This is a genomic window from Prosthecomicrobium pneumaticum (assembly GCF_014199915.1).
GTDB lineage: Bacteria > Pseudomonadota > Alphaproteobacteria > Rhizobiales > Kaistiaceae > Prosthecomicrobium > Prosthecomicrobium pneumaticum.
In genome coordinates this window covers 307,768-329,628 of the sequence record NZ_JACHOO010000001.1, presented here as the reverse complement: position 1 = coordinate 329,628, position 21,861 = coordinate 307,768, and the positions used below count along the sequence as shown (strand labels likewise).

21 protein-coding genes and 1 tRNA gene are annotated in these 21,861 nt (G+C 67.9%); 2 read left to right on the top strand and 20 right to left on the bottom strand.

What is annotated here, in order from left to right:
* Nucleotides 1-12: 12 nt before the first annotated feature.
* Genes GGQ63_RS01470 through GGQ63_RS01385 form a run of 18 tightly spaced genes read right to left on the bottom strand, consistent with a single transcriptional unit; the run spans nucleotide 13 to nucleotide 18,495 of the window.
* Nucleotides 13-1,695, bottom strand: a complete 1,683-nt coding sequence (locus GGQ63_RS01470) for a ribonuclease J (RefSeq protein ID WP_183852598.1) — start codon at nucleotides 1,693-1,695, stop codon at nucleotides 13-15.
* Nucleotides 1,695-2,528 carry a biotin--[acetyl-CoA-carboxylase] ligase gene (locus tag GGQ63_RS01465; protein ID WP_246429554.1) on the bottom strand — a complete coding sequence of 278 codons (834 nt, stop codon included), beginning with the start codon at nucleotides 2,526-2,528 and terminating at the stop codon, nucleotides 1,695-1,697. The genes GGQ63_RS01470 and GGQ63_RS01465 overlap by 1 nt, the downstream gene beginning before the upstream one ends.
* Before the next feature lies 1 nt (nucleotide 2,529).
* Nucleotides 2,530-3,960: an NADH-quinone oxidoreductase subunit NuoN gene (gene nuoN / locus GGQ63_RS01460; RefSeq protein WP_183852596.1), complete on the bottom strand. Its 1,431-nt coding sequence runs from the start codon at nucleotides 3,958-3,960 to the stop codon at nucleotides 2,530-2,532.
* A 26-nt stretch (nucleotides 3,961-3,986) separates the two neighbouring features.
* The gene (locus GGQ63_RS01455; protein ID WP_183851815.1) at nucleotides 3,987-5,495 is read right to left on the bottom strand and encodes an NADH-quinone oxidoreductase subunit M; all 1,509 of its coding nucleotides are present in this window, start codon (nucleotides 5,493-5,495) and stop codon (nucleotides 3,987-3,989) included.
* 11 nt (nucleotides 5,496-5,506) lie between these two features.
* The gene (gene nuoL / locus GGQ63_RS01450) at nucleotides 5,507-7,624 is read right to left on the bottom strand and encodes an NADH-quinone oxidoreductase subunit L (RefSeq protein WP_183852594.1); all 2,118 of its coding nucleotides are present in this window, start codon (nucleotides 7,622-7,624) and stop codon (nucleotides 5,507-5,509) included.
* A gap of 6 nt (nucleotides 7,625-7,630) precedes the next feature.
* Nucleotides 7,631-7,939: an NADH-quinone oxidoreductase subunit NuoK gene (gene nuoK / locus GGQ63_RS01445; protein WP_183851814.1), complete on the bottom strand. Its 309-nt coding sequence runs from the start codon at nucleotides 7,937-7,939 to the stop codon at nucleotides 7,631-7,633.
* A gap of 16 nt (nucleotides 7,940-7,955) precedes the next feature.
* Nucleotides 7,956-8,564 carry an NADH-quinone oxidoreductase subunit J gene (locus tag GGQ63_RS01440; protein WP_183851813.1) on the bottom strand — a complete coding sequence of 203 codons (609 nt, stop codon included), beginning with the start codon at nucleotides 8,562-8,564 and terminating at the stop codon, nucleotides 7,956-7,958.
* Between the two features lie 24 nt (nucleotides 8,565-8,588).
* Entirely contained in the window at nucleotides 8,589-9,077 is a 489-nt protein-coding gene (nuoI, locus tag GGQ63_RS01435; protein WP_183851812.1) for an NADH-quinone oxidoreductase subunit NuoI, read from the bottom strand.
* 31 nt (nucleotides 9,078-9,108) lie between these two features.
* Nucleotides 9,109-10,155, bottom strand: coding sequence for an NADH-quinone oxidoreductase subunit NuoH (gene nuoH / locus GGQ63_RS01430; protein ID WP_183851811.1), 1,047 nt, complete (start codon nucleotides 10,153-10,155; stop codon nucleotides 9,109-9,111).
* 5 nt (nucleotides 10,156-10,160) lie between these two features.
* Complete coding sequence (gene nuoG, locus GGQ63_RS01425; protein ID WP_183851810.1) at nucleotides 10,161-12,254, bottom strand: NADH-quinone oxidoreductase subunit NuoG; 2,094 nt, start codon at nucleotides 12,252-12,254, stop codon at nucleotides 10,161-10,163.
* A 9-nt stretch (nucleotides 12,255-12,263) separates the two neighbouring features.
* Nucleotides 12,264-12,497, bottom strand: coding sequence for a hypothetical protein (locus GGQ63_RS01420; RefSeq protein ID WP_183851809.1), 234 nt, complete (start codon nucleotides 12,495-12,497; stop codon nucleotides 12,264-12,266).
* 5 nt (nucleotides 12,498-12,502) lie between these two features.
* Nucleotides 12,503-13,813, bottom strand: coding sequence for an NADH-quinone oxidoreductase subunit NuoF (gene nuoF / locus GGQ63_RS01415; protein WP_183851808.1), 1,311 nt, complete (start codon nucleotides 13,811-13,813; stop codon nucleotides 12,503-12,505).
* 10 nt (nucleotides 13,814-13,823) lie between these two features.
* A complete protein-coding gene (nuoE, locus tag GGQ63_RS01410) occupies nucleotides 13,824-14,738 on the bottom strand; it encodes an NADH-quinone oxidoreductase subunit NuoE (protein WP_183851807.1) in 915 nt (304 codons plus the stop codon).
* 38 nt (nucleotides 14,739-14,776) lie between these two features.
* Nucleotides 14,777-15,739, bottom strand: coding sequence for an FkbM family methyltransferase (locus GGQ63_RS01405; RefSeq protein WP_183851806.1), 963 nt, complete (start codon nucleotides 15,737-15,739; stop codon nucleotides 14,777-14,779).
* A complete protein-coding gene (locus tag GGQ63_RS01400) occupies nucleotides 15,739-16,929 on the bottom strand; it encodes an NADH-quinone oxidoreductase subunit D (RefSeq protein ID WP_183851805.1) in 1,191 nt (396 codons plus the stop codon). The genes GGQ63_RS01405 and GGQ63_RS01400 overlap by 1 nt, the downstream gene beginning before the upstream one ends.
* A gap of 1 nt (nucleotide 16,930) precedes the next feature.
* Nucleotides 16,931-17,548: an NADH-quinone oxidoreductase subunit C gene (locus GGQ63_RS01395; RefSeq protein WP_183851804.1), complete on the bottom strand. Its 618-nt coding sequence runs from the start codon at nucleotides 17,546-17,548 to the stop codon at nucleotides 16,931-16,933.
* A gap of 12 nt (nucleotides 17,549-17,560) precedes the next feature.
* Entirely contained in the window at nucleotides 17,561-18,139 is a 579-nt protein-coding gene (locus GGQ63_RS01390; RefSeq protein WP_183851803.1) for a NuoB/complex I 20 kDa subunit family protein, read from the bottom strand.
* Nucleotides 18,130-18,495, bottom strand: coding sequence for an NADH-quinone oxidoreductase subunit A (locus tag GGQ63_RS01385; protein ID WP_183851802.1), 366 nt, complete (start codon nucleotides 18,493-18,495; stop codon nucleotides 18,130-18,132). The genes GGQ63_RS01390 and GGQ63_RS01385 overlap by 10 nt, the downstream gene beginning before the upstream one ends.
* Nucleotides 18,496-18,980: 485 nt before the next feature.
* Between GGQ63_RS01385 and GGQ63_RS01380 the strand changes: the two genes are divergently transcribed.
* Nucleotides 18,981-19,250: a hypothetical protein gene (locus GGQ63_RS01380; RefSeq protein ID WP_183851801.1), complete on the top strand. Its 270-nt coding sequence runs from the start codon at nucleotides 18,981-18,983 to the stop codon at nucleotides 19,248-19,250.
* 137 nt (nucleotides 19,251-19,387) lie between these two features.
* Nucleotides 19,388-20,167 (top strand): DUF6065 family protein, encoded by a 780-nt coding sequence (locus tag GGQ63_RS01375; protein ID WP_183851800.1) that lies wholly within the window; start codon nucleotides 19,388-19,390, stop codon nucleotides 20,165-20,167.
* 388 nt (nucleotides 20,168-20,555) lie between these two features.
* Here the strand turns inward: GGQ63_RS01375 and GGQ63_RS01370 are convergent, their stop codons facing one another.
* Together GGQ63_RS01370 and GGQ63_RS01365 are read right to left on the bottom strand one after the other, a co-directional pair.
* Nucleotides 20,556-21,524, bottom strand: a complete 969-nt coding sequence (locus GGQ63_RS01370) for a hypothetical protein (protein ID WP_183851799.1) — start codon at nucleotides 21,522-21,524, stop codon at nucleotides 20,556-20,558.
* 140 nt (nucleotides 21,525-21,664) lie between these two features.
* Nucleotides 21,665-21,741, bottom strand: a tRNA-Asp gene (locus GGQ63_RS01365).
* Nucleotides 21,742-21,861: the final 120 nt, after the last annotated feature.

Genomic DNA, 21,861 nt, shown 5'->3' with positions numbered 1-21,861 from the left:
TCGCGACAGCGCCTATACGACCGCGACGAACACCGTGCAAAGCGGCTTCTTGCCCCAGTGCTCGCGGACCGCCGCCCGCACGGCGCGCCGCACCGCCTCGCGCACCAGTTCCGGATCGCGCCGCCGCGCCCGCGGAATGCTCTCGATCGTGCCGAGCACGGCGGACATTGCCGCCTCCTCGAGCGGATGCCCCGCGACGCCGGCGATCGGGAGGCCGACGAGCGCGAGGTCGGGATCGGCGACGAGACTGCCCTTCTGGTCGATCACCAGCGAGACGACGGCATGGCCGGCAAAGGCGAGCTTGCGCCGCTCCGGCACGCCGATGCCCTCGAGATCGGCGATCACCATGCCGTCCTTGTAGAGCCGTCCGGTCGGCACGTGGTCGATCACTTCCGCCGGGCCGGGGGCGAGCAGGATCACCGCGCCGTTCCGCGCCTCGACGATCTGGCGCACCCCCATCTCGCGGGCGAAAGCGGCGTGCGCGGCGAGATGCGCCGCCTCGCCATGAACCGGAACGGCGATCTCCGGCCGCACCCAGCCATACATCTCGGCGAGTTCGTCACGGCGCGGATGGCCGGAGACGTGGACGAGGCGGTCGCGGTCGGTGATCACCCTTACGCCCTGCGTCGCCAGCGCGTTGATGATGTCGTTGATCGCCCGCTCATTGCCGGGAATCGCCCGGGAGGAGAACACGACCGTGTCGCCGGGCGACAGCGCGATCGACTTGTGGTCGTCCTCGGCGATGCGGGCGAGCGCGGCGCGCGACTCACCCTGGCTGCCGGTGAGGATGGCGACCGTCTTCGCCCGCGGCAGATGGGCGTAGGCCTCCTCGTCGAGGAAGGGCGGCAGGCCTTCGAGATAGCCGAGCTCGCCGGCGACGTCGACGGCCCGGCGCAGCGCCCGTCCGACCAGCACGACCTGACGGTCGGCCTTCGCGGCCGCGAGCGCGATCGAGCGCAGCCGCGCGACATTGGAGGCGAAGGCGGTGAAGGCGACCCGGCCGGACGCCTCGCGGATCAGCACCTCGAGCTCGGCCGCGACATCGGCCTCGCTCGGGCTCCAGCCTTCGCGCGTCGCATTGGTCGAATCGCAGACGAGCGCCAGCACGCCCTCGTCGCCGACTGCGGCGAGACGCCGACCGTCGGTCGGCAGGCCGATCTGCGGATGCGGATCGAGCTTCCAGTCGCCGGTGTGGACGACCGTGCCGAGTTCGGTACGAAGGACGAGCGCGAGCGGCTCGGGGATCGAATGCGCGACGTTGACGAACTCGACCTCGAACGGTCCGAGCCGCACCCGCTCGCCCGGATGGACGATCCGCACCGGGATATCGGGAGCACCGGGCTCCGAGGCGCGCTTGGCGGCGAGCAGGCCGGCGGCGAACGGCGTCATGTAGACGGGCACGCGCAGGCGCGGCCAGAGATCGAGCAGCGCGCCGAAATGATCCTCGTGCGCGTGCGTGATGATGATCGCCTCGAGGGCGCTCCGCTCTTCCTCGACGAAGCGGGTGTCGGGGAAGATGATGTCGACGCCGGGCAGGTCCGGACCGGCGAATCCGACCCCGAAATCGACCGCGAGCCACCGTTTCGAGTAAGGCGATCCGAGGCCATAAAGGCCCAGATTCATGCCGATCTCGCCGACGCCGCCGAGCGGCAGGAAGACGAGTTCCCGCTTCAGTCCGTCACCTCTTGCCACCATCACCGCGCAGTCGCCACCGTTCCGAAATGGACCTCGCCGGCGGCGATCGTCCGCATCTTGCCTTCACCGGACCGAATGACGAGGTGCCCCTCCTCGTCGATGGTCTCGAACACACCCCGGAACACCTCCTCGCCGATCCGCACCGCGACCGCTTCGCCGAGACCGGCGGCGCGTTCGAGCCAGAGCCGGCGGAGAGCCGGGAAACCGCGCCCGCCGTCCCAGACCCGTTCTATGCCGGCCCACGACTCAGTCAACGCGATGAAAAGTGAGGCAGCATCGACCGTTGCGCCCTCCGCCGCAAGGGCGGTGGCCGGATAGGGCAGGCCGGTGGGTGCATGCTGCACATTGACGCCGATGCCGACCACCACGGCGAAGCGGCCGTCCGGCAGCGGCTCGGCCTCGAGCAGGATGCCGGCGAGCTTCGCCTTGTCGATCAGCACGTCGTTCGGCCATTTGAGCCGGACGCGGTCGCTGACCGCGCCGCCCCAGCCCCCTGCCCCGTCGAGCGCGGTGACGAAACCGATCTGCGGCGCCGCCTTGCGCAGCGCCTCGTCGAGCGCGAGGCCGGCGACGAAGCCGAGGGTGGCGGCGCGGGGGCTCTGCGCCGGCAGGACGGTCAGCACGCTCGCCGCGAGATTGCCGCGCGGCGTCTGCCAGGACGAGCCGCGCCGGCCGCGCCCGCCGGTCTGGTGATCGGAGGCGAGCCAGAGCCGGCCGGGATCGCCCTCGCGCGCCCGCTGGAGCGCCTCGGCATTGGTCGAGCCGACGGTCGGATAGGCGATCAGCCGATAGCCGGCCGCGGTCGCTGCGGGACCGAGCGCGAAATCGGCCAACTCAGAAGAGCGATCGCGCCGCTGCATCGGCGGCATTGCCGAGCGGCCCCGCCACCAGCACGAAGAGGATGACGAAGGCGCCCGACAGGCCGAGCACGAGGCGCAACTCCCCCGGAACCGGCCGGAAGGCCGGCGCCGGCTCGTCGAAATACATCAGCTTGATGATGCGGATGTAATAGAACGCGCCGACCACGCTCGTCAGCACGCCGATCACCGCGAGCGGATAGAGCCCGGCCTGGATCGCCGCGAGGAAGACGTACCACTTCGCGAAGAAGCCGGCGAGCGGCGGGATGCCGGCGAGCGAGAACAGGATCATCGCGAGGATGAAGGCCATCACCGGATGCGTGCGCGACAGGCCCGCGAGCTCGGAGATGTCCTCGACCGCGCCGTCGGCCCGCCGCATCGAAAGAATGACCGCGAAGGCGCCGAGCGTCATCGCGACATAGATCGCCATATAGACGGCGACCCCCTGGACACCCGCCTGATCGCCGGCGGCGAGGCCGACGAGCGCATAGCCGACATGGCCGATCGAGGAATAGGCCATCAGGCGCTTGATGTTGCGCTGGCCGATCGCGGCGAAGGCACCGAGCAGCATCGAGGCGAGCGCCACGAAGGTGACCACCTGCCGCCAGTCGCCGAGCGCCGGGCCGAAGGCGTCGACGGTGGCGCGGACGAACATCGCCATCGCCGCCACCTTGGGCGCCGAGGCGAAGAAGGCGGTGACGGGCGTCGGCGCGCCCTCATAGACGTCCGGCGTCCACATGTGGAAGGGCACGGCCGAAATCTTGAACGCCATGCCGGCGAGGAAGAACACGATACCGAACACCGCGCCGACCGAGACGCCCGAGGAGAGCGCGGCGGCGATGCCGTCGAAGCTCGTATGGCCGGTGAAGCCATAGATGAGCGAGGCGCCGTAGAGGAGCATGCCGGACGACAGAGCGCCGAGCACGAAATATTTCAGGCCCGCTTCGGTCGACCGGCCGGAATCGCGGTTGATCGAGGCGATGACATAGGCCGCGAGCGACTGCAGCTCGAGACCGAGATAGAGCGAGATCACGTCGGTCGCCGAGATCATCACCATCATGCCGAGCGTCGAAAGGACGATCAGCACGGGGTATTCGAAGCGGTCGAACTTCTCGTCCTTGGCGAAGCGATAGGAGACGACGACCGCCGCCGCCGCGGCGATGAGGGCGACCGTCTTCATGAAGCGGGCGAAGGCGTCGAGCACGAAGGCGCCCTGGAAGGCCGCGCCGTCCGGCGCGTTGTAGAGCGCGAGGCCGGCGCCGGCGATCAGCAGCACCGAGAGCACGGTGACGAGGCCGGTCGAGCGCTCGCCGACGAAGACGCCGATCATCAGCACGGCGAGCGCGCCGATCGCCAGCACCAGTTCCGGCTGGAACGAGGCGAGACCCGAAAGGCTCGTGATGTCCATCATGACGCGGTTCTTCCCCCGGAGGATCAGGGCGCGAGGAGCGCCAACCGACCCGCGGCCGACAGGGCCGCCTGGTAGTTCGCAATGAGATTGTCGACCGACACGGCGGTGACGTCGAAGACCGGCATCGGATAGACGCCGAACAGGATGGTGAGCAGGACGAGCGGGATCATGATCGCCTTCTCGCGCACCGAGAGGTCGAACATGCCCTTCAGGCTCGGCTTTTCGAGCGCGCCGAACACGACCCGGCGATAGAGCCAGAGCGCGTAGGCCGCCGAGAGGATGACGCCCGTCGCCGCGAAGAAGGCGACCCAGGTGTTGGCGCGGAAGGCGCCGAGCATGGTGAGGAACTCGCCGACGAAGCCGCTCGTGCCCGGCAGGCCGACATTCGCCATGGTGAAGACGAGGAAGGCCACGGCATAGGCAGGCATACGGTTGACGAGGCCGCCATAGGCCGAGATCTCGCGGGTGTGCATGCGGTCGTAGATGACGCCGACGCAGAGGAAGAGCGCGCCCGAGACGATGCCGTGCGACAGCATCTGGAACAGCGCGCCCTGGATGCCCTGCGGGTTCATCGTGAAGATGCCCATGGTCACGAAGCCCATATGGGCGACCGACGAATAGGCGATCAGCTTCTTGATGTCCGTCTGCATCAGCGCGACGAGCGAGGTGTAGATGATCGCCACCACCGACAGGGTGAAGACGAAGGGCGCGAAATCGGCCGAGGCGAGCGGGAACATCGGCAGGGAGAAGCGCAGGAAGCCGTAGCCGCCCATCTTCAGGAGAATGCCCGCCAGGATGACAGACCCCGCGGTGGGTGCCTCGACATGCGCGTCCGGCAGCCAGGTGTGCACGGGCCACATCGGCATCTTGACCGCGAAGGACGCGAAGAAGGCGATCCACAGCCAGGTCTGCATGCCGGCCGGGAAGCTGTGGTCGAGCAGCAGCGCGATGTCGGTCGTGCCGGCCTCATAATACATCGCCATGATGGCGAGCATCATCAGGACCGAACCCGCGAGCGTGTAGAGGAAGAACTTGAAGCTCGCATAGACCCGCCGCGGGCCGCCCCACACGCCGATGATCAGGAACATCGGGATCAGGCCGCCTTCGAAGAAGACGTAGAAGACGACGAGATCGAGCGCGCAGAAGACGCCGATCATCAGCGTCTCGAGCACAAGGAAGGCGATCATATATTCGCGGAAGCGCTTCTCGATCGACCACTTCGACGCGACGATGCAGAACGGCATCAGGAACGTGGTGAGGATGACGAACAGCATCGAGATGCCGTCGACGCCCATCGCATAGGAGATGCCGCCGAACCACTCCCGCTTCTCGACGAACTGGAAGCCCGCCGCCGAATAGTCGAAGTCCCACCAGATCCCGAGCGACAGGACGAAGGTGATGAGGGTCGTCCACAGCGACACCCAGTAGACGTTGCGACGCGCCGCGGGCCCCTCGCCCCGGATCAGGAGCAGGAGGAGCGCGCCGACCGCCGGCAGGAAGGTGACGGTCGAGAGGATGGGCCAATCGGTCATCGCGGGGGGCCTCAGCGCGCGAACATGAACCAGGTGATCAGCACGGCGATGCCGATCAGCATGGCGAAGGCGTAGTGGTAGAGATAGCCGGTCTGCAGCCGGACCACGCCGCGCGTCACGTCGACGACGCGCGCCGAGATGCCGTCCGGACCGAAGCCGTCGATCAGCCAGCCGTCGCCCTTCTTCCACAGGAAGCGGCCGAGCCACTTCGCCGGGCGGACGAACAGGAAGTCGTAGATCTCGTCGAAATACCACTTGTTGAGCAGGAACCGGTAGAGCGGCTCGTGCTGCGCCGCGAGGCGCCGCGGCGTGTCGGGCGAGACGATGTAGAAGAGGAAGGCGACGACGAAGCCGAGCGCCATCATCACGAAGGGCGACCACACGACCCAGAAGGGGACCTCGTGGCGCTCGTGCAGGATGTGGTTCTCGGCCCCGGTGAAGAGGGCGCCGCGCCAGAACGCGTCATAGCCCTCGCCGATGAAGGCACCCGAGAACACCATGCCGGCGAAGACCGCGCCAACCGCGAGCACGAAGAGCGGGATGGTCATGACGAGCGGCGATTCGTGCACATGGCTCATCACCTCGGCCGAGGCGCGCGGCTTGCCGTGGAAGGTCAGGAAGACGAGGCGCCACGAATAGAAGGAGGTGAAGAGCGCCGCGACGACCGTCATCAGGAAGGCATAGGGCGCGACCGGATTGTGGCTCGCGAACGCGCTCTCGATGATCGCGTCCTTCGAGAAATAGCCGGCCGTGAACGGGAACCCGGTCAGCGCCAGCGTGCCGATCGCCATCGTCCAATAGGTGATCGGAATGTGCTTCCTGAGCCCGCCCATCTTGCGCATGTCCTGCTCGCCCGACACGGCATGGATCACCGAGCCGGCGCCGAGGAAGAGCAGCGCCTTGAAGAAGGCGTGCGTGAAGAGGTGGAACACGCCCGCCGAATAGGCGCCGACGCCGAGGCCGACGAACATGTAGCCGAGCTGCGAGCAGGTCGAATACGCGATCACCCGCTTGATGTCGTTCTGGACGAGGCCGACCGTCGCCGCGAAGAAGGCCGTCGTCGCGCCGATCAGCGTCACCACGGTGAGCGCGGTCGGCGACATCTCGAAGAGCGGCGACATCCGCGCCACCATGAACACGCCCGCCGTCACCATGGTCGCGGCGTGGATGAGCGCGGAGACCGGGGTCGGGCCCTCCATCGCGTCCGGCAGCCAGGTGTGCAGCAGGAACTGCGCCGACTTGCCCATCGCGCCGACGAAGAGGAGCAGACAGATCACCGTCAGCGCATCGACGTCCCAGGAGAGGAAGTGCATCTTCTGGCCGGCGACATCCGAGACATTCGCGAAGATCGTGTCGAACTCGATCGAGTTGAACATCACGAAGATCGCGAAGATGCCGAGCACGAAGCCGAAATCGCCGACGCGGTTGACGACGAAGGCCTTGATCGCGGCGGCGTTCGCCGAGGGGCGCTGGAACCAGAAGCCGATCAGGAGATAGGAGGCGACGCCGACGCCCTCCCAGCCGAAGAACATCTGCAGGAGGTTGTCCGACGTCACCAGCATCAGCATGGCGAAGGTGAAGAAGGACAGATAGGCGAAGAAGCGCGGCCGGTGCTCGTCGTGGCTCATATAGCCGATCGAGTAGAGGTGGACGAGCGACGACACGGTGGTCACCACGACGAGCATCATCGCCGTCAGCGTATCGATGCGGAACGCCCAGTCGACCGACAGCGTGCCGGAGGCGATCCAGGGCAGAACCGGGATGCGCACCGTCTCCGCCCCGCCGAAGCCGACGGTCAGGAAGGCGACCCAGGAGAGAACCGCCGACACGAGGAGCAGGCCCGTCGTCACGAGCTCCGCCGGACGCGAGCCCGGCGCGGCGTGATGATGGCCGTGGTCGTCACGACCATGGCCATGATCGTCATGGCTGTCCGCCGGCTCGTGATGCGTCCCGTGCACGACGGCACCGCCGCCGACCGGCGCCGCATGGCCGTGCCCGTGGTCGCCATGGCCGTGCGCCAGCCCCTCGCGCGGGGCGTGCGCCATCGCGGCACGGTGGCTGCCGAACAGCGCGACGAGACCGGCAATGATCGAGCCGATCAGCGGCAGGAAGACGATCGCCTGATACATGGGCAATCAGCCCTTCATCATGTTGATTTCTTCCACCGCGATCGTGCCGCGGTTGCGGAAGAAGACGACGAGGATGGCGAGGCCGATCGCGGCCTCCGCCGCGGCGACGGTCAGCACCAGAAGCGCGAAGATCTGGCCGACGAGATCGCCCAGGAAGGAGGAGAAGGCGACGAAATTGATGTTCACGGCGAGCAGGATCAGCTCGACCGACATCAGGATGATGATGACGTTCTTCCGGTTGAGGAAGATGCCGAACACGCCGAGCGTGAAGAGGATCGCGGCGACCGCGAGATAGTGCGAAAGGCCGATGGTCATGATGCCCCCTCCCCGCTCACAGACCCTGACCCGGCTCGACGTGCCGGATCTCGACGGTCGCCCGGCGGGCCACCTGCGCGGCAATGTTCTGCCGCTTGACGCCCGGCTTGTGCCGCAGCGTCAGCACGATCGCGCCGATCATCGCGACGAGCAGCACGAAGCCGGCCGCCTGGAAGAAGAAGATGTAGCGCGTGTAGAGGAGCTGGCCGATCGCCGCCGTGTTGGTCATCTCGGAGATCGCCGGAATCGGCGCCACCGGTGCCGACCCGACCGTCGGCGCGAAGGCCCAGCCGCCGAGCACGATCAGCAGCTCCGCGAGCAGCACGACCCCGATCAGCCCGCCGACCGGGAGATACTGCAGGAAGCCCTGCCGCAGCTCGACGAAGTCGACGTCGAGCATCATCACGACGAACAGGAACAGCACGGCCACCGCGCCGACATAGACGACGACGAGGATCATCGCGAGAAACTCGGCGCCGAGCAGCAGGAACAGCCCGGCGGCGTTGAAGAAGGCGAGGATCAGGAACAAGACCGAATGGACCGGGTTCCGCGAGGAGATGACCATCAGCGCGGAGGCGATCGTCACCACCGAGAAGAGGTAGAAGAAGAGGGTGTGCAGGATCATGTCAGGTCCGTTCGGCGCCCCGCCTCAGCGGTAGGGCGCGTCCATCTCGATGTTCCGTGCGATCTCGCGTTCCCACCGGGCGCCGTTCGAGAGGAGCTTGTCCTTGTCGTAATAGAGCTCTTCGCGGGTCTCGGTGGAAAATTCGAAGTTCGGGCCTTCCACGATCGCATCGACCGGGCAGGCCTCCTGGCAGAAGCCGCAATAGATGCACTTCACCATGTCGATGTCGTAGCGCGTCGTGCGGCGGGTGCCGTCGTTGCGGCGCGGTCCGGCCTCGATGGTGATCGCCTGCGCGGGGCAGATCGCCTCGCACAGCTTGCAGGCGATGCAGCGCTCCTCGCCGTTCGGATAGCGGCGCAGCGCGTGCTCGCCGCGGAAGCGCGGCGACACCGCGCCCTTCTCGAACGGATAGTTGAGCGTCTTCTTCGGCGCGAAGAAATACCGCATCGAGAGGAAGAAGGCGGAGACGAACTCCGACAGGAAGATCGAGCGTGCGGCCTGGTCGAGACGCATGGTCAGGCCCTCTTGTTGGCGGTCGAGGCGGTCACGGTGCCCACCCCATATATTGCAGGACGGCAGCGACGACGAAGACCGAGGCGAGCGACAGCGGCAGGAACACTTTCCAGCCCAGCCGCATCAGCTGGTCGTAGCGATAGCGCGGCACGAAGGCCTTCACCATCGCGAACATGAAGAACAGAAGCGACAGCTTGAGGACGAACCAGACAATGCCCGGAATCCAGGTGAACGGCGCGATCGACACCGGCGGCAGCCAGCCGCCGAGGAAGAGGATCGACCCGAGCGCGCACATCAGCACGATCGAGACGTATTCGCCGAGCATGAAGAGCAGGTAGGGCGTCGCGGAATATTCCGACATGAAGCCGGCGACGAGCTCCGATTCCGCCTCGACGAGGTCGAAGGGCGGCCGGTTGGTCTCGGCGAGCGCCGAGACGAAGAACACGACGAACATCGGCAGCAGCGGCAGCCAGTGCCAGTCGAGCAGGCTCGGGACGAGGCCGAGCCGCGTGCCGAGGCCGGTCTCCTGCGCCACCACGATGTCCGAGAGGTTGAGCGAGCCGACGCAGAGCAGCACGGTGACGATCACGAAGCCGATCGAGACTTCGTAGGACACCATCTGCGCCGCCGAGCGGAGCGCGGCGAGGAAGGGGTATTTCGAGTTCGACGCCCAGCCGGCCATGATGATGCCGTAGACCCCGAGCGACGAGATCGCGAAGATGTAGAGAATGCCGACATTGATGTTGGAGATCACCCAGCCGGCATCGAAGGGGATCACCGCCCACGCGGCGAAGGCGAGCGTTGCGGTCACGACGGGCGCGAGCAGGAAGATGCCCTTGTTCGAGCCCGACGGGACGATCGGCTCCTTGAGCACGAATTTGAGCAGGTCGGCGAAGGACTGGAACAGCCCCCAGGGGCCGACGACGTTCGGGCCGCGCCGCATCTGGACGGCCGCCCAGACCTTGCGGTCGGCATAGAGCAGATAGGCGATGAAGACGAGCAGGAGCACGAGCAGGAGCAGGCTCTGCGCGACCATGATCACGCCGGGGATCAGATAGGTGCCGACGAAGCCGTCCATCGTGCTCACTCCGCCGCCTGGGCCGAACGGCCCGCCGCGAGCGCCGAACACTCGGCCATCACGGCCGAGGCGCGGGCGATCGGGTTGGTCAGGTAGAAATCCGCCACCGCGCCGGTGAAGGCACCCGGATTGAACCAGCCGCCCGAGAGCGCGAGCGCCGAGACGGTCGAGAAGGTGGCCGGGGCGATCTGGTCGATCGCGGCGAGATGCGGATGCGCGGCATAGAGGGCGCGCCGCAGCTCGTTGAGCGAATCGAAGGGCAGCCGGCGGCCGAGCACGTCGGAGAGCGCGCGCAGCACGGCCCAGTCCTCGCGCGCCTCGCCCGGCGGGAAGGTCGCCCGGTTGGCGAGCTGCACCCGGCCCTCTGTGTTGACATAGGTGCCCGACTTCTCGGTATAGGCCGCGGCCGGCAGGATCACGTCGGCGCGGTGCGCACCGGCGTCGCCATGGGTGCCGATATAGACGACGAAGCTCTGGCCGAGCGCCGCCATGTCGATCTCGTCGGCGCCGAGCAGGAAGAGCACGTCGAGGCGCCCCTCCCCGGCGGCGCGGATCATCGCCGCCGTGCCCATGCCGCCCTCGGCCGGCACGAAGCCGATGTCGAGGCCGCCGACGCGCGACGCCGCGGTGTGCAGCACGGCGAGGCCGTTCCAGCCGGCGTCGCGCCCCGGCGCCGCGACGATCGCCGCCGCCTTGGCGAGCACGGCGGCGCCATCGGCGCGGGCGAGCACGCCCTGGCCGACGATGACGATCGGGCGCTTGGCGGCGGCGAGCGCCGCACCGAAGGCGCCCTCGCCCGCCGCGACGCTCTCGAGCGTTTCCGCGCCGGCGCCGAGATAGTCGTGCGGATAGGTGAGATCGGCCATCTCGCCGATCAGACCGATGCGCACGCCGCCCATCCGCCAGCGTTTGCGGATCCGGCTGTTGAGCACGGCCGCCTCGCGGCGCGGGTTCGACCCGACGATCAGGATCACGTCGGCCTCTTCGATGCCGGCGATCGTCGGATTGAAGACATAGCTCGCCCGGCCGAGCGAGGGATCGAGCGCCGCACCGTCCTGGCGGACGTCGAAATTGCCGGAGCCGAGCGCCGTCATCAGCTGCTTGAGGGCGAACATCTCCTCGACCGCGGCGAGATCGCCCGCGATCGCGCCGATGCGGCCGCCGACCGTCGCGCCGACCTTCTCGGCGATGGTGGCGAAGGCCTCGCTCCACGACGCACCGACCAGACGGCCGTTCTGCCGGACATAGGGCCGGTCGAGGCGCTGGGTGCGCAGCCCATCCCAGACGAAGCGGGTCTTGTCCGAGATCCACTCCTCGTTCACCGCCTCGTTGACCCGCGGCAGGATGCGCATGACCTCACGGCCGCGGCTGTCGACACGGATCGACGAGCCGACCGCGTCCATCACGTCGATCGACTCGGTCTTGGTCAGTTCCCAGGGTCGCGCCTGGAAGGCATAGGGCTTCGAGGTGAGCGCGCCGACCGGGCAGAGGTCGATGACATTGCCCTGCAGCTCGGAGGAGAGCGCGCGCTCGAGATAGGTGGTGATCTCGGCATCCTCGCCGCGGCCGATCAGGCCGAGCTCGGAAATGCCGGCGACCTCCGTCGTGAAGCGGACGCAGCGCGTGCAGTGGATGCAGCGCGTCATCACCGTCTTGACGAGCGGGCCGATATACTTGTCCTCGACGGCACGCTTGTTCTCGGCGAAGCGGTTCTTGTCGACGCCATAGGCCATCGCCTGGTCCTGCAGATCGCACTCGCCGCCCTGATCGCAGATCGGGCAGTCGAGCGGATGGTTGATCAGCAGGAATTCCATCACGCCCTCGCGGGCCTTCTTCACCATCGGCGACTTGGTGAACATCACCGGCGGCTCGCCGTTCGGGCCGGGCCGCAGGTCGCGCACGTTCATCGCGCAGCTCGCCTGGGGCTTGGGCGGGCCGCCCTTCACCTCGACGAGGCACATCCGGCAATTGCCGGCGACCGACAGACGTTCATGGAAACAGAAGCGCGGGATCTCGGCGCCCGCCGCTTCCGCCGCCTGCAGCAGCGTGAACTCCGGCGGGACGTCCACCTCGATGCCGTCGACGATGATCTTGGCCATACGCCGCCCTCAGTTCTGCACGTCGACGAGATCGAGCCGCTTCTCGACCCGCGCCAACCGTTCTTCAACCCGATCGATCCGGCGGTTCACACCAGCGATCGAAAGCTCGACACGAGCGCCCTGCTCTTCGAGGCTCGTCACCCGGACCTTCAGGAGCTGCACGTCCTCGATCAGCCGGTCGACCTTCTCGTCGATCCGCCTGAGGTAGCGCAGCACCAGGCTGTCCGGGCCCTCGTCGACCATCCGCCCTACTCCGCCGCCTCGAGCGCGCCGACCGCGTGCACGGTCCGGCCGCGCGAGGTGAAGCTGTCGATGCGCTCTTCGATGACGGGACGGAAATTGCGGATCAGACCCTGGATCGGCCAGGCCGCGGCATCGCCGAGCGCGCAGATCGTGTGCCCCTCGACCTGGGTCGTGACCTGCAGCAGCATGTCGATCTCGCTCTTCTGCGCGTTGCCGTGCGCCATGCGGTCGAGCACGCGCGCCATCCAGCCCGTGCCCTCGCGGCACGGCGTGCACTGGCCGCAGCTCTCGTGCTTGAAGAAGTGTGCGATGCGGGCGATCGCGCGGACGATGTCGGTCGACTTGTCCATGACGAGCACGCCGGCCGTACCGAAGCTCGACTTCACCGCGCGGGTGCCGTCGAAATCCATGATCAGGTCTTCGCACTGCGCCGCCGGGATGACCGGGCAGGACGCGCCGCCGGGGATGATGGCGAGCAGATTGTCCCAGCCGCCACGGACGCCGCCGCCGTGCTTCTCGATCAGTTCCTTGAACGGGATGCCCATCGCCTCTTCGACGATGCAGGGCGTGTTCACATGGCCGGAGATGCCGAACAGCTTGGTGCCGACATTGTTCGGCCGGCCGATCGAGGAGAACCACGCCGGGCCGCGACGCAGGATGGTCGGCGCCACCGCGATCGATTCGACGTTGTTGACCGTGGTCGGCGCTCCGTAGACACCGGAATTCGCCGGGAAAGGCGGCTTCAGGCGCGGCTGGCCCTTCTTGCCCTCGAGGCTTTCGAGCAGCGCCGTCTCCTCGCCGCAGATATAGGCGCCCGCGCCATGGTGGACGACGATGTCGAAGTCCCAGCCGTGAATGTTGTTCTTGCCGATCAGCCGCGCCTCATAGGCCTGGTCGACCGCCGCCTGCAGATGCTCGCGCTCGCGGATGAACTCGCCGCGGACATAGATGAAGGCGGTATGGGCGCCCATCGCGAAGCCGGCGATCAGGCAGCCCTCGACGAGATGGTGCGGGTCGTGCCGCAGGATCTCACGGTCCTTGCAGGTGCCGGGCTCGGACTCGTCGGCGTTGACGACGAGATAATGCGGCCGGCCGTCCGACTTCTTCGGCATGAACGACCATTTGAGGCCCGTCGCGAAACCCGCGCCGCCGCGGCCGCGCAGGCCCGAGGCCTTCATCTGGTCGATGATCCAGTCGCGGCCCGCCTCGAGCATCAGCTTGGTGCCGTCCCAGGAGCCGCGCCGGCGCGCGCCCTCGAGGCCCCAATCGTGCAGGCCGTAGATGTTGGTGAAGATGCGATCCTTGTCGGCGAGCATGGATCCCTCCTCAGCCCTGAGGCTTCTGTTCGACGCCCCGATCCGGCCGAACGGCCGGGTCGGAAGCCGGAACGTCCTGACGGACCTGATCCGGCACCTTCTCCTTGTCCGCCTCGCCCTGCTTCTTGACGACGGGCTCGGCCGGCGCCTCGGCCGGGCGGTCGCTCTTCGGCGCCGGGGCGGCGGCGGGCGGCGCCGGCTCGGCCGGCGCGGCGGAGGCTGCGGCTTCCGCGCGCGCCGCCTCCTCGGCCGCCTGCCGGGCGGCGATCGCATCGCGCGCCGCGGCGAGACCGACGCCACCGCCGATCATCGAACCGTCGAAGAGGCCCGGATCGGTGAGCACCCGGGCGCCGCCGACCGGGGCGGACTGATGCCGGTCGATCTGCGGGCCCGGCGCCGGCGGGTTGCCCGCGGCGAAGCCGTCGATCAGCGCGGCGAAGCTCTCCGGCGTCAGGTCTTCATAGGTGTCCTTGCCGACCATCGCCATCGGGGCGTTGACGCAGGCCCCTAAGCACTCGACCTCTTCCCAGGACAGCGCGCCGTCCTCGGTGACGTGGAAGGGGTCGTGGTGGATCTTGTGGCGGCAGACCTCGATCAGCTTGTCGGCGCCGCGCAGCAGGCAAGGGGTCGTGCCGCAGACCTGGATGTGCGCCTTGGCGCCCACCGGGGCGAGCTGGAACTGGGTGTAGAAGGTCGCGACCTCGAGCACGCGGATATAGGGCATGCCGAGCATCTCCGCGACGGCGCGGATCGCCGGCTCGGTCACCCAGCCTTCCTGCTCCTGCGCCCGCCACAGGATGGGAATGACCGCCGAGGCCTGCTTGCCCTCCGGATAGAGCCCAATGCGCTGCCGCGCCCATTCCAAATTGGCGGGCGTGAAGGCGAAGCTCTCCGGTTGCTCGGCTGCCAGTCTACGAACTGCCATCTCTTGCCGTCCTCGAACCTTACCGTCCTCGCTTCCGCCTATGCGGCGGCCGCGGAGGCGACTCGACGACCTTCCAGGAAATCGATCCAGAAAGGCGAGCGAGTCGCGAAGAAATCATAGCCCTCGGTCGCGTGGACCTTGACCCCGTCGAGCTCGGCGAGGTTGCGGATCTCCGCGAAAATGGATCGACCGGCGGTCCGGAAGATCCGGAGCCCCTGATCCTGCATGAAGCGCGACGTCGCATGCGCGCGGTCGCGGCCGTGATCCTCATAGATCACCAGCGTGTCGGCGGCGAGCGAACGGGCCGCACCCGCCATCGCCTGCGGCTCGAAGCCCTCGACATCGAGCTTGAGAACAAGCGGCTTGCCGCGCTCGGCCTGGCCGAGATCGTCGATCGCCAGCGTCTCGACGACCTCGAGCACCGCGCCGCCGGCCTCGCCCTGGTCGAGCGAGCGCTGCTCGTGCTTGGCCCCGCCATAGAGCGCGAGCCGCTCGCCGCTCGTCGCCGCGATCGCGCGGTGATGCACCGGGAACCGGTTGTCGTTGAGCGCGGCGTTGCGCTCGAGCGCCGCGACCGTCTCGCCCGACGCCTCGATGGCGATCGCCTCGTGACCGCCGGCCCGCGCCGCGCTCGCGCGCACCGACCAGTAGCCGAAATTGGCGCCGCAATCGACGAAGACGTAATCGAGCCCGCGCGCCGCATCGACGAACGCGTCGATCGCAGCGCTGTAGACGTGATCCTCGTCGAACAGCGTGCTCCAATAGCGGTCGCCATAGGGGAAGGCGAACCGCTCGTCGTCGGCGAAGACGGCGACCACCCAGCGCTCGCTCGGCAGCACCGTCGCGATGCCGCGCAGCGCATAGCCGAGGCCGCGCAGGCCGCGGCGCAGGAACAGCCGCGTCACAGCCCGCATCGCCGCGATCCCCACCCGCTCGCGCGCCGTCGCCCCGCTCACCGAGCGGGTCGTCATGTCGAGCAGGATCGGCGCGGCGTTCGGCATCAGCGGTCGACCTCGCCGAACACGATGTCGAGCGAGCCGAGGATCGCCGAGACGTCTGCGAGCATGTGGCCGCGACAGAGGAAATCCATCGACTGAAGATGCGCGAAGCCCGGCGCGCGGATCTTGCAGCGATAGGGCTTGTTGGTGCCGTCCGAGACGAGATAGACGCCGAACTCGCCCTTCGGCGCCTCGACGGCGGCATAGACCTCGCCCTCGGGGACGCGGTAGCCCTCGGTGTAGAGCTTGAAGTGGTGGATCAGCGCTTCCATCGAGCGCTTCATCTCGCCGCGCTTCGGCGGCACCACCTTGCCGTCGGTCGAGGCGATCGGGCCGCGGCCGGCCGCCGAGGACAGGCGCTCGACGCACTGGCGCATGATCCGGACCGACTGGCGCATCTCTTCCATGCGGACGAGATAGCGGTCGTAGCAGTCGCCGTGATGGGCGATCGGGATGTCGAATTCGAGCTCGGAATAGCACTCATAGGGCTGCGCGCGGCGCAGGTCCCAGGCGGCACCGGCGCTGCGCACCAGCGTACCCGAGAAGCCCCAGCGCCAGGCTTGCTCGAGCGTGATCACGCCGATATCGGCCATGCGCTGCTTGACGATCCGGTTCTCCGAGACGAGCCGGTCGAGATCGTCGAGTTGCTTCAGGAAGGGGTCGCAGAACGCGCCGACATCGTCGACGAGCGCCTGCGGCATGTCCTGGTGGACACCGCCCGGCCGGAAATAGGCGGCGTGCATCCGGCTGCCCGAGACGCGCTCGTAGAAGATCATCAGCTTCTCGCGCTCCTCGAAGCCCCAGAGGGGCGGCGTGAGCGCGCCGATGTCCATCACATAGGTCGTGACGTTGAGGAGATGCGACAGAAGCCGGCCGATCTCGGAGTAGAGCACGCGGATCAGCTGCGCCCGCTTCGGCACCTCGATGCCGACGAGCTTCTCGACCGCGAGCGCGAAAGCGTGCTCCTGGTTCATCGGCGCGACATAGTCGAGCCGGTCGAAATAGGGCACGGCCTGGAGATAGGTCTTCTGCTCGATCAGCTTCTCGGTGCCGCGATGGAGCAGCCCGATATGGGGGTCGACACGCTCGACCACCTCGCCATCGAGCTCGACGACGAGCCGCAGCACGCCGTGCGCCGCGGGATGCTGCGGGCCGAAATTGATGTTGAAGCTGCGGACCTGGGCCTCGGCCATCTCAGTTCGCCTTCGGTTCCGATTTCGCCTTCTCGTCGCCGGGCAGGACATAGTCCGTGCCTTCCCAGGGCGACAGGAAGTCGAAGTCGCGGAATTCCTGATTGAGCCGCACCGGCTCGTAGACGACGCGCTTCTGCTCGTCGTCGTAGCGCACCTCGACATAGCCGGTGAGCGGGAAGTCCTTGCGCAGCGGGTGCCCCTCGAAGCCGTAATCCGTCAGCAGCCGCCGCAGGTCCGGATGGCCGGTGAAGAGGATGCCGTAGAGGTCGTAGGCTTCGCGCTCGAACCAGTCTGCGCCCTCGAGCACGCCGGTGATCGAAGGGACGGGCGTGAACTCGTCCGTCTCGACCTTCAGGCGGATTCGGGCGTTCCGGGTCGGCGACAGGAGGTGATAGACGACATCGAAACGCTTCTCGCGCTCCGGATAATCGACACCGCAGACATCGATCAGCGAGACGAAGCCGAAGCGCGGATCGTCGCGCAGCAGCGTCACGAGACCGACGATCTCGGCGCCCGGCACGGTCACCGTCAGTTCGCCATAGGCGATCTTCGATGCCACTATCACACCCGGCTTCGCCGCGGCGATCGTCTCGAGGAGCTGGCTGAGCGTCTCGTCCATCGCCATCCTCGTTCAGCGCTCGATCGTGCCGGTGCGGCGGATCTTCTTCTGCAGGAGAAGGAGACCATAGAGCAGCGCCTCGGCGGTCGGCGGGCAGCCCGGCACATAGATGTCGACCGGAACGACCCGGTCGCAGCCGCGCACCACCGAATAGGAATAGTGGTAATAGCCGCCGCCATTGGCGCACGAGCCCATCGAGACGACGTAGCGCGGCTCGGGCATCTGGTCGTAGACCTTGCGCAGCGCCGGCGCCATCTTGTTGGTCAGCGTGCCGGCGACGATCATCACGTCGGACTGGCGCGGCGAGCCGCGCGGCGCGAGGCCGAAGCGCTCCACATCGTAGCGCGGCATCGACATCTGCATCATCTCGACCGCGCAGCAGGCGAGGCCGAAGGTCATCCACATCAGCGAGCCGGTCCGGGCCCAGGTGATCAGATCGTCCGCGGCGGCGATGAAAAAGCCCTTGTCCGCGAGCTCGTCATTGACCTCACGGAAGAACGGATCGTCGTGGCCGATGGGCTTGCCGGTCGCATCGACCAGGCCCTTCGGGGCCGGCGCGACGAGCGTGCCGGAGGTTTCGCTCAGTCCCATTCGAGCGCTCCCTTCTTCCATTCGTAGATGAAGCCCACCGTCAAAACGCCGAGAAACAGCATCATCGACCAGAAGCCATACCAGCCGAGGTCGCCGAACGTGATCGCCCACGGGAACAGGAAGGCCACTTCCAGGTCGAAGATGATGAAGAGAATCGCGACCAGGTAGAACCGCACGTCGAACTTCATGCGCGCGTCGTCGAACGCATTGAAGCCGCATTCGTATGCGGACAATTTCTCCGGATCCGGATTGCGGTAGGCGATCAGGAACGAGGAAGCCATCAGTGCGATGGCGATCACGGCGCCGATGCCGATGAACACCACGATCGGAAGATAGTCTCTGAGGAGGTCTTCCATCAAAGCCCTCGTTCGTTCCTCGGCTCTGCCCGGACGGGCGGCGGCGACCGCGGGATGTTGCGGCGCAGCAGTCTGCCAAGCGGTTCATTGACCTACCGATCGCCCTCGTCCGTCAAGCGCGGAAACGGCGGTGCGGCAGTTCGAAGACTGGGGCGAGGCTTAGCGGAGGGGCGGGGGGCGCGCAAGCCCTGGTTCGGCCGGTCGACCGATGGAGCGCGCCACGTTTTCAGGCGGTTCGCCGCAAATCTTAGAACTGTAGGAATTTAAGCACGCGGCCCGTTCGGGAGGACGCGGCTAAATGTCCCGCGCGCCGCGGCGCGTCGCCCTGGAGCGCCGACAGCCGCCGCGGCGCCGGCCGGGCGGAACCGGTCCGGCCCGAGACCGTTGCCGCCAAGGCCCCGTCCGCGCCGCGAAAGCAGCGGACGGGGCGGATACCGCCGGGCCGTCCGGTCCGGCGCGCTCAACGAGCCGCTCGGAGGAAATGCATGCAGCAGCGAAACCTGTGGGCCGCGATCGCGGTGATCATTCTCGTCATCGTGGTCGCCTTCCTGTTCTTCGGCCGCGGCACCACGCCGCCCCCGCCGCCCGCCCCGGCTGCCGACACCACCGCACCGGCTCCTGCGCCGGCGACCCCGGCGCCCGAGGCTCCGGCCCCCGCGACGCCGCCGCCAGCCGCGGACACCCCTCCCCCGGCGCCCGCCACGCCGGCACCGCCGGCGACCGAGCCGGCTCCTGCGGCTCCCACCTCGCCCTGACCGTCAGGGGCGTCGCGAGACCAGAAGGGCCGGCCGAGCGCCGGCCCTTTCACATCGGTGGTGCGAGGCCACGACGCGCTCCGCCGCGTGTGCTAAAGGCCGCTCGACATTCGCGCCGCCTAACGCGAGGGCCCGTCGTGACCAAGCTCGTCTGCTATCGTCTGGAAGAAGAGGCCTCCGACATCGTGCCGGGACGGGCCGAGCGGGACTGGATGGACCTGACCGACGAGCGCTTCGCCTATCGCTGCCTGCCGCTCACCATCGCCAACAGCATGGGCTGGGAGATTCTCTGTCCGACCGGGATCGTCGCCGAATGGAACGGCGAAATGGGTCTCGACGCGATCACCGTGACGACCGGGGACGGCGGGTCCGCCGAGGGAATCGCCTCGTCGCATTTCGGCCATGGCGTCCTGACCTTCCACGTCCGCTACCTGTTCCGCACCGATCCCGGCTTCGGCCTTTGGGTGCGCGGCGTTCCCAACCTGCCGAAGGACGGCATCGCGCCGCTCGAAGGCATCGTCGAGACCGACTGGCTCGCCTTCACCTTCACCATGAACTGGCAGTTCACCCGGCCCGGCCTCGTGCGCTTCGCGCAAGGCGAGCCGTTCTGCTTCGTCACGCCGGTCGAATACCGCGCGCTCGACGATGTCGTGCCGGAGGTGGTGGCGCTCGACGACGCACCCGAACTGCGCGACACGTTCCGCGACTATTCGCGCTTGCGCCAGGAATTCAACGAAAGGTTGAGGGAGGGAGATCCGGAGACGGTGCGCGCCGGCTGGCAAAAGTGGTACTTCCGCGGCAAGACGCCCTCCGGCGAGACCGGAAATCCGCGCCACCTTTCGAAACTTCGCGTCGCCGCGCCGCGGAACCGCCCGGCAGCGGCGCCCCGGGATCCGGACGTGACGAGCGGGACTTGACCCCCGGTTGTCGGCGGAGGATCATCTCGGCGGGGTCCGTGAGGCCGAGCATTCCGGGAGACAAGATATGGCTGTTGCTGCAAAGCTCTCTTCGCCCATGGGGCCGCCGCCGACCGCACCGCTGGGGCGTGCGCCGATGGGTCCGCCGCCCATTCCGCCTGCGCCTGTTGCCCGCCGTGCGCCGATGGGTCCGCCGCCGGGCGTCGCGGTCGTAGCACGCACCCCGCTGGGTCCGCCGCCGACCGCACCGCTCGGCCGTGCGCCGATGGGCCCGCCGCCGACCGCTCCGCTCGGGCGTGCCCCTATGGGTCCGCCGCCCGGCTGATCCCCGAGTGATTTTCGCGTGCGAGCCCCGGCCCCGCCGGGGCTCTTTTCGTTTGATCGGCGTTCAGGGCCGCTTCGGCCCCACGAAGCCGATCTGCCACCAGGCGAGCGGCCGGCGGAGCGGCGTCGCCGGCAATGCCACCGAGCCGCCGCCCTCGCTGTCGATCGCCTCGAGCGCCTCGGCGAATCGCGTCCGCGCGACCCGATGCGCCTCGGCGCGGAGCGGGTTCTTGTGGTTCGAGTAGCGTCCCAGATAGGCGTTGGTGTTGATCTCGTAGACCACCGGGCGGCCGCCGAAGCTGCCGTGATCGGCGCGCCCGAACGCGATGCCCCCGATGTCGAAGGCGCGGCGCACCGGCTCGGCGAATCGGTTCGAGAGAACGGCGTCGTGCTCGTCCTCGGCGATCGCGCCGGTCACCTTGGCATGGTCGCCATATTTGACCAGCCATGTGTCGTCGACCGCGATGTGATCGACGCTCATATGGTCGCCGACCCGCCAGGTTCCCCATTTCGCCCAGCGGCCCTCGGCATAGGGTTCGGCCGCCTGCTCGACGACGAGAAGGCCCCGCAAAGGCGTTCCCGCGGCCCGCAGACGGACGAGCGCGGCATCGAGCGTGTCCTGGTCGGGATAGAGCGTATCGGCCGCTTGCACATGGTCCTGCTCCGAGCGGAGGAAGACCGGAAATCGCTTCGGCCTCGGCGCAGTGTCGGCCCGGTACGCTCCGAAGGGATTGATCCCCGCCGCCTCGAGCGCGACGAGCAGCTCGACCCGGCTCATCGCCCGCGCAGGGTCGTTCAGACAGCGGAAGCCGGCCGCCGTCAGGGCGCGGTAGAGATCGGCGGCGAGGCTCAGTTCGAAGGGTGAAAGCCTCTCGAGGTCGGCGAAGACATAGGTCGCGCGCGGCGCCCGGAAGCGGCGGAACATGCGGTCATAGGTGGTGCGGCGGAAAGGCGGCGTGGGCACGCCGAACGTGCCCTTGTTGATCGAGCCCAGCGTATAGCCGTGCCCGCGGGTCGTGATCAGCACGATCATGAGGGGTTCCGGGCCAGCCGGACCGGTCGGTCGCCGACGGGGCGACGCAACGGGTCTCCGTCGAACCGGTCCAAGCACTGCGACCGGAACGCGCCCGAGCCAGCACCGGTCGAGATCATCGGAACGAGATGAGAAGAAAATGGCGGGAGTGACGGGGCTCGAACCCGCGACCCTCGGCGTGACAGGCCGATACTCTAACCAACTGAGCTACACCCCCGCTAGGGTCCCCTTTCGGGGCCGGCGCGGCGTCGCCGCGTCGTGTGGGCGCTGATTACGGCACCGCTCCGGGCCTGTCAAGCGGGCCGCGCCCGCTCTCAAAACTTCGTTCGAACATCCT